Origin of the sequence: Pararhizobium sp. PWRC1-1 (assembly GCF_049897905.1) — a bacterium.
Lineage (GTDB): Bacteria > Pseudomonadota > Alphaproteobacteria > Rhizobiales > Rhizobiaceae > Pararhizobium.
Map to the genome: position 1 here is coordinate 183,886 of NZ_JAFCXE010000007.1, position 13,394 is coordinate 197,279.

Below are 13,394 nucleotides of genomic sequence, written 5' to 3' on the forward strand. Positions count from 1 at the left end.
CTCTAACCCGGAGATGGGTTGCTCATTGCGGCTCGCAACCCCGCCGTTCAGGCCGTGGCCGATTAGCAATAAGAGCCGAAAAAGTCAGTGGAGAACACCACTTGAATTATTCATCCTCCGTTCAAGATGACGTCTGTATGACATTAGGACGACAGTTTTATGAAATCGGAGACGGCCTTGGCCATTTTTGAATCGGCAGCAATCGCTGCCACCGCTTCCAGGGCCTATGGTCCGCAAATCGGTTTCGGCGCCCGCCATGCCAAGGCACTGTCGATTGCACGGCATCTTTCGCTGTCATTGCTTCTGTCTATCACATTGATTTTCTGCGTTGAATGGATTGCGCGCAATTCCGCGACGGAAGCGGCACTGTTCTTCCTCGACCCGGCGCGCCCGGCATGGACGACCGCCGGCGTGTTCTTTCTGCTGTTCCTAGCACTCGATGCCCTCTTCGCGCGCGAAAATTTCGGGGCCATCCTGATCGCGCCGCTGGCACTGGTCCCTGCGCTCGTCAGCCGGCAGAAGCAGATCTTTTTGTCCGACCCGCTTTATCCGACGGATTTCCTGTTCGGCCGCCAGATCATGGAGCTCATGCCCGTTCTCGTCCGCGACCGTCCCTGGACGGCTGTCGGGATCGTCGTCGGCCTGATTGTCGCGATTATTGCCCTCGCCTGGCTTGTCCGTTTCGCCTGGCGCCGTTTTCCGGCACTCACCCGGCGCCAGCGCCTGGCGCGGTTTGCCGTCGCCCTGCCACTGCTTGGCGCTTTCTACCACATGATGGACTACAACAATTTCTCCTGGGTGCGCGACCGCCTGCAGGTCATCCCGATCATGTGGGACCAGACCGAAAACTACCGTCACAACGGCTTCACCATGGCGTTTGCGCTCAACCTTCCGATGGCCAACGTCACGGCGCCTGCGGGCTACATGTCCGATGCGATTGATAAGATTGCGACCCAGCCGGTGCCGGCCGGCACATCCCATCGCGGCAAGCCCGACGTCATCGTTCTGATGAGCGAATCCTTCTGGGACCCGACCCGCCTGCCCAACGTCAAGCTGTCGCCCGATCCGATGCCGACCATCCGCGAGATGCAGTCCGGCAATGTCTTCTCGCCGGAATTCGGCGGCATGACAGCCAATGTCGAATTCGAAGCCTTGACCGGCTTCTCGAATGCCTTCCTGCCCTATGGCAGCATTCCGTATCAACAGTATATCCGCAACCCGATCCCGTCGCTGGCCACCTTCTTCCGTGGCGAGGGCTACGTGTCGCGCGCCGTACACCCGTTCCAGAAATGGTTCTGGAACCGCAGCGCTGTCTACAAGGCGTTCGGCTTCGAGCAGTTCAGGTCGGAGGAGAACCTGCCGGTGATGCAGAAGCGCGGCATCTTCGCCTCGGACGAATCGCTGACCAAGGAGATCATCCGCCAGGCCGACCAGCTGCGCGACCCGTTCTTCTTCTTCACTGTCACCCTGCAGGGCCATGGTCCCTATGAGGCCAACCGTTACGCCAAGAACACCATCAAGGTCGAAGGCAATCTTCCCGCTGCCGACAAGCAGGTGCTTGAAACCTATGCGCAAGGCATCAAGGAGGCCGACGACAGCCTGAAGATGCTGATGGACTGGGCCAAGGAGCGCGACCGCGAAACCATCATCGTCCTGTTCGGCGATCACCTGCCGCCGCTCAACACCGTCTATCCGAACACCGGATTCATGAACGACGTTACCGCCTCGCGCAAAGGCTCGCTGGAGCAGATGAAGGCACAGCATGAAACGCCGCTGGTCGTCTGGTCGAACAAGACCGGTCCGGTCAAGGATATCGGCACGATCAGCCCGGCCTTCCTGTCCTACCAGATCCTCAAGCAGGGTGGTTTCGAGCATCCCTATTACACCGAGTTCCTCGGCAATATCTTCGACAAGTACCGGATCATCGACCGCTACATGCTCGTCGATGCCGCCGGTAAGGAAACAGCCTCCTGGGGACGCCAGAAGACCATCCCGCCCCTCATCCGCGATTATCGTTTCCTGCAGCACGACATGATGTTCGGCCAGCGCTACGGCACGGACCGGTTCTTCCAGTCGCATGCCGATCTGTTTGCGAACGCAATGTAAAAAGAAGCGGGGACGCCGGGCCTTCGGCGTTTCCGCAAATCACCGTCATGGGCTAGAACAGGGCAACGTTTTCTGACGGAGCCAGCCCATGTCGCACCTTGACGAAATCTCCCACGTGCTTTTCGGCAAGCCGAGCAGCGAACTTGGCGATATCGAGCGCCGTGTTCTTCATCGCTCCAAAGAGCGCAAGATCGTGTCTCAGGATACTAACGCCGCCTTCGTTGCCGGACAGGGCTTCGGCGACAGGATGGCCGATAGCATTGCCCGTATCGGCGGCTCCTGGGGTTTCATCATCGCTTTCCTGATCTTCCTCGCCGTATGGGCCGTGGCCAATACGATACTGCTGACACGGGATGCATTCGACCCCTACCCGTTCATTTTCCTCAACCTGCTCTTGTCGATGATTGCTGCCCTGCAGGCGCCGATCATCATGATGTCGCAGAACCGGCAGGCGATGAAGGATCGTTTCGACGCTTCGAAGGACTATGAGGTCAATCTCAAATCCGAGGTCGAACTGATTTCGCTGCACCACAAGATCGATACCGTTCTGCTGCGCGAAATCGCCGAGCTTCGCGCCGATGTCGGCCACCTGCAGGAACAGCTTGCGCAATACAGGGATACCGGCAACCCGCAAGCCTAAGCTGCCCGGCCATCCTCCTTGTTCACCTTTCCCCTGTCTCATTTTGCTCCTGATATCCTCCGGGAGGGCTCTATCGAACGAAAATGGCACAACCCTTAATATGTAAATTGCAATAAATAAGAGCGGAACACTAAAAGACGCTTTATTAGCGCGAAAGAAAATTAACGAATGAAGCACACTATATAAGTGTAAAACGATCAGAATTCGGATCGTGCATAAACCTGGGAGTGCGTTTGATGTCTCTCATAAAGGCAATGCGCAAAGATAAAAGAGGCGCCGCTGCGCTCGAATTTGCGATCATCGCGCCGCTGTTTTTCATGACTATTTTCACCATGATCGGCTACGGCATCTATCTCAGTGCCAGCCATGCGATCCAGCAGATCGCCGCGGATGCGGCGCGAACAGCTGTCGCGGGGCTATCGGAAACCGAGAGAAAGAGCCTTGCCAATACATTCATCCAATCGGCCACGTTGGACTATGCCTTCATCAACAAGAAGAAGCTGACGATCGACGTTGAGGACGATGTCCATAACCTCAATCAGTTCACCGTCACGATCGCTTATGATGCCAGTGACTTGCCAATCTGGAAGCTGTTTTCGTTTGCAATGCCCGATGAACAGATCAAGCGCTACGCGACCATCAGGTTAGGAGGAATCTGACATGGCTTATACCCTACTCAAACACGGCGGCATCTTCACGAACACATCCGGCAACATCGGTATATCCAGTGCCCTCGTTCTCCCCCTGCTAGTCCTGTCCCTCGGACTTGGCGTCGACTACGGCTATCTCACGCTGCAGAAACGGGAGATACAGGGCATTGCAGATCTGACCGCCATCGTCGCCGCCTCCGATCTGTCAAACGTCGAAAGTGCAGCCCTCGATCATTTCAAGACCAATGGGCTCAACCTGGCACTTGAAACCAAGGGCGGATTGATCCGCGCCGATGGAAAAGTGATCCCCGACGACCTGAGCGCTCTCAAAAACGGCATCGTCACCATTGTGAAGGGACGCTACGTTCCCGACCCAGCACTTTCAACCGGCCAGCGCTTCATCCCCAACGCCTCCCCCTCGGATGCAGCCCAGGTCTTGATCGAAAAGCAAGGGACCCTTCATCTTGCCGCCATGTTCAGCGCCCCGCCAACGATGAGCGCGATGGGCACCGCTGCCAGTACCAAGCTCGCCGCCTTCTCGATCGGCTCGCGGCTCGCGAGCTTAAATGGCGGCATCCTCAATCAGCTGCTCGGGCAGATGCTCGGCACGACGATTTCCCTCAAGGTCATGGATTACCAGGCACTCGTGGATGCGGATATCAATGTCCAGCCCTTCCTGAAGAGCGTCGCCACCCGTCTGAACCTGACTGCGGCAACCTATGATGATGTATTGAAGGCCAATCTGACCATGCCGCAGCTCCTTGCCTCGATGCAAGCCGTCCAGGGGCTTGCCAGTACGGCAACATCAGCCTTGAAGGCTCTGGAAACGGCCAGCCACAACAACAAGAAGACCTTCACTCTGTCGCAGATCCTCAACATCGATCCGAAAAAAGGACTGAAAGTCGATGCCGGATCAAACTGGCAGATGAAGATCAGCGCACTCGACATCGTCTCGACGGCAGCAGCACTTGCCAACGGCAAGAACCAGATCTCGCTTGCAGCCATAGCGGGCCTCCCCGGCATCGCCTCCGCCAGCGTCAAGCTCGCCATCGGCGAGCCGCCGGTCACGACGCCGGCGCACCGGCTTGGTGCTCCGGGCTCCGCCGTGCGCACCGCGCAGACCCGGCTTGCCATCGAGGTCAACATCGATGGGCTATCACTCCTGGCCGGCTTGAAGATCAAACTACCGATCTATGTCGAAGTCGCCTATGCGGAAGGTAAGCTGGCCGATATCCGTTGTTATGGCGGCTCCAATACAAATGCCAGCGTCTCCATCGATGTTGTTCCGGGCGTCGCGGAAGTGGCGATCGGTACGGTCGACCCGTCGGTGCTGTCGGACTTCAGCGACGACGCCCGGGTCGAAAAGGCCCGGATCGTCGACTCTGCGCTGCTCAAAATCGACGGTATCGCACATCTGGAGACCAAGAATATGCAGCCGCAGCGGTTGACTTTCAGCCCATCCGAAGTCGCTGCAAATGCCGTCAAGACTGTCTCGACCAAAGACATCCTGACCTCGGCAACGCAGACCCTGCTCAATAACCTCGATGTCGATATCCAGGTGCTGTTCCTGACACTGGGCAGCCCCAAACTTGTACAGGCGGCACTTGCACAGACATTGGGCGCCGTCACTCCAGCAATCGATACGCTTCTGTACAACGTACTCCTCGCCGTCGGCGTCCGCGTCGGCGAAGCAGACGTCCGTGTGACCGGCGTCAACTGCCTGCAGCCGGTTCTGGTCCAGTAAACGTCACACTCTGGTTTCTCTTCCTCCTGACCGGACGGTAACTTTGCCATCCGGTCTTTTTTTTGAATAAAATACGTCGAAGAGCCGTTCTGTCTTTTGACTTCCTTGCTGAAACTAACGATGGACTTGAAACGTTTTGCGAGTGACATATGCCCATAATACGGCCCTGGTCGATTCCCGGCCCGACACAATACCTCAAGGGACGTGCACGAAAATCATGACCGGCATACAGCCATCAACGATCGACAATCCTGATCCAGGTTCTGCCACCGGCTTAGACGCATTTGCAGCGAACCCTGCATTGCTTCCGGTGCTGCAGCAGGGTGCGCGGCATCTGATCGAGCTGTATGATCATTTTCCAAGGATTGCCCGGCTGGTCGCCTCACAGCAGAAATGGCTGCTTACCCAGGCAGCATACGCCTTGCATCTGCAACGCGATCCGGCTGACCCGCTATCCGGCATCACCGCCTCAAGGCTTCTCGACAATGTCGTTGAATTTGGTGCCGCAAGCCGAAACACCGCAACCGCTTTTCTGGCCGAACTGCTGGCTTACAAACTCATCCGCGACGTAGCGGTTTCGACCAGCAAGCGCAGCCGCCCGATGGAACCGACGGAGACCAGCCATGAGGCTATGGGCCTGTGGTTTCGCGGCCAGATGCGAAGCCTTGACCTGCTCGACGGAGGGGACCGTGTGGTGCAACTTGCGGCCACGCCGGAGATTTTCCACAAAGCGCAGCCGCTGGCAGCAAAATGGCTGATCGCCGACAGGGAATGGCGCGAACCGCCTGTCAGTATTTCGACCTTTGTCTGGACGGAATATGGCGGCCTCATCCTCGACGACTTTGTCGCACGCATCATCAATCCGGAGCCTGTGGATGGGCTTTACTGGGTCGAAGACCTGCGCTTTGCCGAACTCTCCAGCCATTATTCCCTGTCACGCACCCATGTCCGCCGCCTGTTTGCCCGTGCGGAAGCCCTGGGATCGCTGGGCTGGCAGGATCGCAGCGCCACCAGAAACAGGATATGGGCAACGGCAGCCTTCATCGAAGACTACAAGCGCTGGCAATCCATCAAGTTCTGCGCGCTGGACCGCGCCTATCACGAAGCCTTGCGCCTGATCAAAACGGCTGCCCAGCCTCCAGACAGACGCTGATCCGTCATCAACAAATCAGATGCGGGATTGGGCGAATTTCGGCAGATCGTCGGTGATTTCATAAAAATCGCCCTTGTCGGCGCAGAAGATATGGTAGCCGATGGACAAGTTCGTCGGCTCATCGAAGACCCCCGCCATGATCGACGAATAATCATCGCCATCCCTCTTCCAGAACAATGCCGAGCCGCAGGTCCTGCAAAAACCGCGGCGGGCATCCGGGCTAGAACGATACCAGGTGACGTTTTCAGCGCCCTCAAGCTGCAAATCACTATCGGCGATATTGGTGGCGGCATAATAAAGCCCCGTCTGCCTACGGCATTGGGAACAATGACAGGCGATCACTTCGCGCAGCGTCCCGCGTGTCCGGAAACGCACGGCGCCGCAATTGCATGATCCGGTATTCTCTTCTGTCATGTCCAAACCCTTGAAATCCTGTATTGGCCCGCCCCCGCGGCCATGAAAAAACCGGGTCAGCTTCGTCAGCCAACCCGGTTCTGTCAATTTCAATTCGCTCAAGCAGCAATCAGCAGCGCTGATCAGCCGTTGACGACCATCCGCTTTTCGTCGCGGCCGCCCTTCATGCGCTCGGCAAGCAGGAAGGCCAGTTCGAGCGCCTGGTCGGCGTTGAGACGCGGGTCGCAATGGGTGTGGTACCGATCACCAAGGTCGGCGCCCGACAACGCACGGGCGCCGCCGGTGCATTCCGTCACGTCATTGCCGGTCATCTCGATATGGATGCCGCCCGGATGCGTACCCTCGGCGCGGTGGATCTGGAAGAAGCTTTCGACTTCCGACAGGATGCGCTCGAACGGACGGGTCTTGTAGTTGTTGAGCGTGATCGTGTTGCCGTGCATCGGATCGCACGACCAGACGACCTTGCGGCCTTCCTTCTCGACCGCGCGGATCAGGCGCGGCAGGTTTTCTGCAACCTTGTCGTGGCCAAAGCGGCAGATCAGCGTCAGACGGCCGGCTTCGTTCTGCGGGTTGAGCAGGTCGATCAATTCGATCAAGCCGTCAGCCGTCAGCGACGGACCACACTTGAGCCCGAGCGGGTTCTTGATGCCGCGGCAATATTCGATATGCGCGTGGTCGGCCTGGCGCGTGCGGTCGCCGATCCAGATCATGTGGCCCGACGTGGCATACCAGTCGCCCGAGGTCGAATCGACACGGGTGAGCGCCTGCTCGTAACCAAGCAGCAGTGCCTCATGGCTGGTGAAGAAATCGGTCTCGCGCAGGTTCGGATTGGTTTCCGGCGTGATGCCGATCGCCTTCATGAAATCCATGGTTTCGGAGATCCGGTCGGCGAGCTTGCGGTAGCGCTCGGCCTGCGGGCTTTCCTTGACAAAACCGAGCATCCACTGGTGCACGTTGTCGAGATTGGCATAGCCCCCCATCGCGAAGGCGCGCAAAAGGTTGAGCGTCGCAGCCGACTGGCGGTAAGCCATGATCTGGCGCTCAGGATCCGGAATACGGGCCTTCTCGGAGAATTCGATACCATTGATGATATCGCCGCGATAGCTCGGCAGCTCAATATCGCCCTGCTTCTCGATATTGGAGGAGCGCGGCTTGGCGAACTGACCGGCAATGCGGCCGACCTTGACGACCGGCTGCTGGGCACCAAACGTCAGCACGACGGCCATCTGCAGGAACGCGCGGAAGAAGTCGCGGATGGTGTCCGCGCCATGTTCGGCAAAGCTCTCGGCGCAATCGCCGCCCTGCAGGAGGAAACCCTTGCCTTCCGAGACATTGGCTAGCTGGCTCTTCAGACGGCGCGCCTCACCGGCAAAAACCAGCGGCGGATAGGTCGCGAGCTGCGCTTCGGCGGCGGCAAGCACTGCCATATCCGGGAAGTCCGGCACCTGCTGGATGGGCTTCTGCCGCCAGCTGTTCGGGGTCCAATTCTGTACCATGATACTCACCTGTTCATCAACCGGTCTTCTTCGCCGGCATGGTCTCCGAAAGTCCGGGGCTTATAGACCTTGTCAGGCTGCTTGTATAGCCTTGCGAGCAGGCTGGTGCCCCTGCCACGCACCATGTCAGAAATCGGGAAATCCAATCGAGCCGCGCCCACTCGTCCCGCTCCAACGGGTCCGCCAACGGATCGGTTTTCGTCCGTGTGATACGCCTCGTTTCCGCGTCGGCGGCCATCATCCATTCCGGGTTCATTACGATCCTCCTTGTCCGCTTGCGATGCCCGACAGGTAATCGTTTGTGGCAGGCGACCGTAGAAGCACGGCTGAAACATGCGTTTCACGCGTGTTGGATGCCATGCCCCGTCGTCTGCGCTATACTGCCCGTAAAAGGAGCCATCCATCTTGAACGAAGTCGATTGGAACGATCTGAAGCTCTTCTTTCACGTGGCGTCGGAAGGCGGGCTCGCCGGGGCTGCGGCTTTGGCCGGATTAAGCGCGCCGACGATCGGCAGACGCATGCTGGCGCTTGAGCGCACCATGGGACGCACATTGTTCATTCGCAGCCAGCAGGGTTACCGTCTGGCGCCCGACGGCGAGGTGCTGATTCTGCATGTCGAGACCCTGCGCAAGACGGTGTCCGAAATTACGCGCTGGCACGGCGATGCCTTCTCGCTTCCGATCGTGTCCATCGGCGGGGACATCTGGCTCGGCGGGTTCGTGGCCTCACGCTCGATGGAGCTTCGTGGAAAAGCGGACGGCTTTCGCCTGTGCTGCAAGCGGCTGTTGCCGGAAGAGGATCTCACCTTCCGCCACGGCATGATCGCGATGTTTTACGAACAGCCGCGCAGCGGCAACTTTGCCGTCAGAAAGTCGGTCAATGTTGCCTACAGCGTCTACCGCTCAAAAGAAGAGCGGTGGAACGGTGATCTCCCATGGATATCGATGGGGACGGAAGTTGCAGCGTCAGCGGCCGAGAAATGGGTATTCCGCCACCATGAACAGAACATCCATAGCTGGACTAATGCACCGGAGCTTTTGCTAAAACTCATCGGCGCTGGAGCCGGGCGCGGTGTTCTCCCCCTGTTTTTAGGCGATGCCCTGCCCGGCCTGATCCGCGACGGCGAGCCGATAGAAGAGCTGACGCATCCCGTCTGGCTCACCGTCAATGACGATGACCGGCAACGGCCGGAGGTGCGCCTGACGCTCGACCGACTGGCCGATTTGCTTAAGCGCAACGCCGCGCTGTTTTCCGGCCAGGACACCACGGCACCCCGACAGCAAAACGCCCTTACTGCCGTTCCCCGTTCCTGATCCGGTAGCTCGGATTGTACATCGTCACCAATTCTTCCGACGCTGTCGGGTGCACGGCCATGGTGCGATCGAAATCGTCCTTGGTGCAACCGGCTTTCAGCGTAATTGCAAGCAATTGCGCCATTTCGCCAGCCTCGTGGCCGAGAATGTGAGCGCCGAGAACCTTGCGGTCAGTTGCATTGACGATCAGCTTCATGATCGTCTTTTCGCTGCGCGCCGAAAGCGTCGCCTTCATCGGCCGGAATTCCGCCCGGTAGATTTCCAGGTCGTCGAATTTCTTCGCGGCCGCGTCTTCCGACAGCCCGACCGTACCGATTTCCGGCTGCGAGAACACCGCAGTAGCGATCAGATCATGATCAGGGGATGTCGGATTGCCCTTGTACTCCGTTTCGATGAAGCACATCGCCTCATGGATCGCCACAGGCGTCAGCTGAACGCGGTCGGTCACATCACCCAGCGCATAGACGCCAGGTGCGCTGGTGCGCGAAAACGCGTCGATGATGATCGCGCCGCGCTCGTTGACCGCAACGCCCGCCGCCTCAAGGCCAAGCCCCTTTGTGTTCGGCACGCGCCCGAGCGCCAGCATCACCTGATCCGCGGTCAATGCGCCGTGCTTCATCGTCTCGGCCACCAGCCTGCCGTCGGCATTCCTGGTGACGGACTGGATCAGGTCCTCGCACAGGATACGGATACCCTTCTGTTCCATCGCCGCATGCAGGCCGCGCCGCATGTCCTGGTCGAAGCGTGACAGGATTTCCTTGCCGCGATAGATCAGCGTCGTCTCGACACCGAGACCATGGAAGATATTGGCGAATTCGACAGCGATGTAGCCGCCGCCGGCAATGACGATCGATTTCGGCAGCTCCGGCAGATCGAAGGCTTCGTTCGAGCTGATGCAGAGTTCGTTGCCCGGCAGCGCATCGTGCGGCGTCGGATGACCGCCGACGGCGATGACGATCCTCTCGGCCGTCACCGTTCTGCCGCTGTCCAGCAGCTTGATCGTGTTCGGTCCGGTCAGCTCAGCCCTGGTGTGCAGGATTTCGGCTCCGGCATTGGCCAGCCCCTTCTGGTAGAGCCCCTCCAGCCGGGTGATTTCCTTGTCCTTGGCGGCAACCAGCTTTTTCCAGTCGAACGTGCTTTCGCCGACGGCCCAGCCAAACCCTTCGGCATCCTCGAAATGCTCGGCAAACTGCGAGGCATAGACGTAGAGCTTCTTTGGAACGCAGCCACGGATGACGCAGGTGCCGCCATAACGGAATTCCTCGGCAATCGCCACCTTCTTGCCCATCGCTGCGGCAAGCCTGCCGCTGCGCACGCCGCCGGAACCGCCGCCAATAACGAAGAGGTCATAATCGAAAGAAGCCATGATGAAATACTCCCGGCAGGGTCATATGCGAAGGAAGGCGGGCACGGGTAAGGCGGCGGTCGCGAAGGACGGATACGGCGCCTCACCGGCGATTCCGCCGTGTGATGGTGATATAGGGTGGCTGGATACAAAATGAAAAGCCCGGAATGACCCGGGCTTAAGCAATTCGACATGAGGCACGCGACCGGTCAACCGGCAGCCGTTCCTTACTGCGCAGGCGTCACCGGAGCCGTGCCATCGATCGGCTGCTGACCGGCGGTCAGGGTCGCGCTCAGATCCTTGGTTGCAGCCGCGTTCAGATCGCGGGAGATGCCGGCAGCCCAGATGTCGGCAGCCTTGACCATTTCGCGCGAAGCGATCGGGCCGTCGTTCAAAAGCTTCTTGCCGGCATCGGACGTGTAGAATGTCGCGATCGCGTTCAGCTGCTCGACGGTAAAGGTCTTGGCATAGATCGTTGCCGCTTCACGCTCCAGATCGGCGCGGCGGGCAGCCAGCTCAAGCGCCTTGGCGTCGACCGTCTTGGAAATCAGGTCTTCGTAGTTCGGCGAGGACTGGATGAGCGTCGTCTTCAGGCGTTCAGCCAGGTTCGGCAGGATGTTGTCAAAACCGTTGGTGGCGTTGATGGCAGCGATTGCGGCCCGTGCGGCCTTGATCTGCTCATCGGTTACATCCTGCGCCCGCAGGGTCGGAACCATGACGGCGGAAAAGATGATGGCCGTTGCAGCCATTGTACGGCCGAGACCTGCGAAATTGATCATGTCTGTAACGCTCCTGTCAGTTGATGCCGGGTTGCGCGCGCGCCTTGCATCCGCGAACCCCTGCATAATCCAATTTTAAAGCTGTCGCCACAATAACGGGCACTCCCGATCGGCGGCGACGCTGATAACAATCCTGCGCGGCCAAGTCGGCCGCAACCGGTCAAGCCGTCATCACCCTCGCCCCCGCCGGACCGGCGATGATGGCAAGAGAGGCGATGCCGATGAAAAGCCCATGTTCGACCACGCCGGGAATGGCGTTCAGTTCGCGTGCAAGCGCATCTGCATCAGGAATGCGGCCAAAAGATGCGTCCAGTATCAGATGTCCACCGTCGGTCATGAACGGCCCATCGCCGGAAGCGCGGACATCGATTTCGCCGGAAAGTCCGATCCGTGCGGCAAGTTTTTCAACGGCGATACGCGTGGCGCCCAGCCCGAAGGCATTGACTTCGATCGGCAGCTTGAAAGCACCGAGCGTCTCCACGACTTTGGTTTCGTCGGCGATCACGATCATCCGTGCGGATGCGCAGGCAACGATCTTTTCGCGCAGAAGTGCGCCGCCGCCGCCCTTGATCAGCCGCAGCATCGGATCCACCTCGTCCGCGCCGTCAATGGTCAGGTCGAGCTCGGGAAGGTCCTCGAGCGACTTCAGCGGCACGCCGAGTTCAAGGCAAAGCCGCGCCGTGCGCTCCGATGTCGGCACCCCCTCGACCCGAAAACCACCAGCTACTTTTTCGGCCAGCAGCCGGACGAATTCCTCCGCCGTCGAGCCGGTTCCGATACCAAGCCTCATGCCGTCTTCGACATAGTCGAGTGCTGCCGCTGCAGCCTTGATCTTCATTTGACGGGCGTCCATGCGCCACAATCTCCTCAAAACGCACCGATAGGCCACCGAAAAACCCGGTGCCGATCATTCCGCTGAGACGTTTACACGGCTGCAACGGCAAACAAAAGCCCCAATAGCAGCCAGAATGCAAAAGCAAACCAGGCGCTGTGACGTAAAGTTGCGATTGCTTTTCTCCCCCGCTTCCCCTACCCGGATGACAACATTTCCCCCAAGTTTCAAGAGGTTCCAGTGTCCGCATCCGTTGTCGTGTTTGATCTTGATGGAACCCTCGTCGATACTGCGCCCGATCTGGTCGCCAGCCTCAACCATGCGGTGACGCAGGCCGGCCTTGCGCCGGTGACCTATGACGACCTGACGCATCTCGTCGGCCACGGCGCCAGGGCGATGATCGAGCGCACCTTCACGCTGCGCGGCCAGACGCTTTCCAGCCAAGACCTCGACTGGCAGATGAAGGAATTCATCGACTTCTATCATGGCTCGATGCCGGGCGATTCTTTCCCCTATCCCGGCGTCGTCACCGCCATGGACCGCCTGTCTGCCGCCGGCTACACCCTTGCCGTCTGCACCAACAAGCTGGAAATGCTGGCCAGAAGCCTGCTGGAGGGACTTGGCCTGACATCCCGCTTCGCCGCCATTACCGGCGGCGACACCTTTCCGGTGCGCAAGCCCGATCCCGAACACCTGCTGTCGACCATCCGTCTTGCCGGCGGTTCACCGGAGAAATCGGTGATGGTCGGCGACAGCCTCAACGACATTTTGGTGGCGAAAAACGCATCCGTTCGCTCGATCGGCGTTCCCTTCGGCTATTCCGACGTTCCGATCGAAAGCCTGCAGCCGGACATCATCGTCCGGCATTTCGATGAACTGACCCCCGACCTGATCGGGCGCCTGATCGCGCGGGCGTAATGA

At 59.1% G+C, this 13,394-nt stretch carries 12 protein-coding genes; 7 read left to right on the top strand and 5 right to left on the bottom strand.

Features of this window, described 5'->3' with window-relative positions; all coding sequences use genetic code 11:
* Nucleotides 1-159 precede the first annotated feature (159 nt).
* The 5 genes from ACP7E0_RS13580 (at nt 160) to ACP7E0_RS13600 (ending at nt 6,293) form a co-directional block, all read left to right on the top strand.
* Nucleotides 160-2,106 carry an LTA synthase family protein gene (locus ACP7E0_RS13580; RefSeq protein ID WP_426125552.1) on the top strand — a complete coding sequence of 649 codons (1,947 nt, stop codon included), beginning with the start codon at nt 160-162 and terminating at the stop codon, nt 2,104-2,106.
* An 88-nt stretch (nt 2,107-2,194) separates the two neighbouring features.
* The gene (locus ACP7E0_RS13585) at nt 2,195-2,746 is read left to right on the top strand and encodes a DUF1003 domain-containing protein (RefSeq protein ID WP_426125553.1); all 552 of its coding nucleotides are present in this window, start codon (nt 2,195-2,197) and stop codon (nt 2,744-2,746) included.
* A 236-nt stretch (nt 2,747-2,982) separates the two neighbouring features.
* On the top strand, nt 2,983-3,405 hold the full coding sequence (locus ACP7E0_RS13590) for a TadE/TadG family type IV pilus assembly protein (RefSeq protein WP_426125554.1): 423 nt from the start codon (nt 2,983-2,985) through the stop codon (nt 3,403-3,405).
* A gap of 1 nt (nt 3,406) precedes the next feature.
* Complete coding sequence (locus ACP7E0_RS13595; RefSeq protein ID WP_426125555.1) at nt 3,407-5,140, top strand: pilus assembly protein TadG-related protein; 1,734 nt, start codon at nt 3,407-3,409, stop codon at nt 5,138-5,140.
* Between the two features lie 217 nt (nt 5,141-5,357).
* Nucleotides 5,358-6,293, top strand: coding sequence for a hypothetical protein (locus ACP7E0_RS13600; RefSeq protein ID WP_426125556.1), 936 nt, complete (start codon nt 5,358-5,360; stop codon nt 6,291-6,293).
* Nucleotides 6,294-6,308: 15 nt separating this feature from the next.
* On the opposite strand, the gene ACP7E0_RS13605 is transcribed toward ACP7E0_RS13600, so the two are convergent.
* Together ACP7E0_RS13605 and ACP7E0_RS13610 are read right to left on the bottom strand one after the other, a co-directional pair.
* A complete protein-coding gene (locus tag ACP7E0_RS13605) occupies nt 6,309-6,707 on the bottom strand; it encodes a GFA family protein (protein ID WP_426125557.1) in 399 nt (132 codons plus the stop codon).
* 122 nt (nt 6,708-6,829) lie between these two features.
* Nucleotides 6,830-8,203, bottom strand: coding sequence for a class II 3-deoxy-7-phosphoheptulonate synthase (locus ACP7E0_RS13610; RefSeq protein ID WP_426125558.1), 1,374 nt, complete (start codon nt 8,201-8,203; stop codon nt 6,830-6,832).
* Between the two features lie 405 nt (nt 8,204-8,608).
* Between ACP7E0_RS13610 and ACP7E0_RS13615 the strand changes: the two genes are divergently transcribed.
* Entirely contained in the window at nt 8,609-9,517 is a 909-nt protein-coding gene (locus ACP7E0_RS13615) for a LysR family transcriptional regulator (RefSeq protein ID WP_426125559.1), read from the top strand.
* Here the strand turns inward: ACP7E0_RS13615 and gor are convergent.
* The 3 genes from gor to rpiA form a co-directional block, all read right to left on the bottom strand.
* Nucleotides 9,495-10,883 (bottom strand): glutathione-disulfide reductase, encoded by a 1,389-nt coding sequence (gene gor, locus ACP7E0_RS13620; RefSeq protein WP_426125560.1) that lies wholly within the window; start codon nt 10,881-10,883, stop codon nt 9,495-9,497. The two genes, ACP7E0_RS13615 and gor, sit on opposite strands and share 23 nt — an antisense overlap.
* A 206-nt stretch (nt 10,884-11,089) precedes the next feature.
* A complete protein-coding gene (locus ACP7E0_RS13625) occupies nt 11,090-11,641 on the bottom strand; it encodes a DUF2059 domain-containing protein (RefSeq protein ID WP_426125561.1) in 552 nt (183 codons plus the stop codon).
* 160 nt (nt 11,642-11,801) lie between these two features.
* Entirely contained in the window at nt 11,802-12,494 is a 693-nt protein-coding gene (rpiA, locus tag ACP7E0_RS13630) for a ribose-5-phosphate isomerase RpiA (RefSeq protein ID WP_426125562.1), read from the bottom strand.
* Between the two features lie 219 nt (nt 12,495-12,713).
* Between rpiA and gph the strand changes: the two genes are divergently transcribed.
* Nucleotides 12,714-13,391: a phosphoglycolate phosphatase gene (gph, locus tag ACP7E0_RS13635; protein WP_426125563.1), complete on the top strand. Its 678-nt coding sequence runs from the start codon at nt 12,714-12,716 to the stop codon at nt 13,389-13,391.
* Nucleotides 13,392-13,394: the final 3 nt, after the last annotated feature.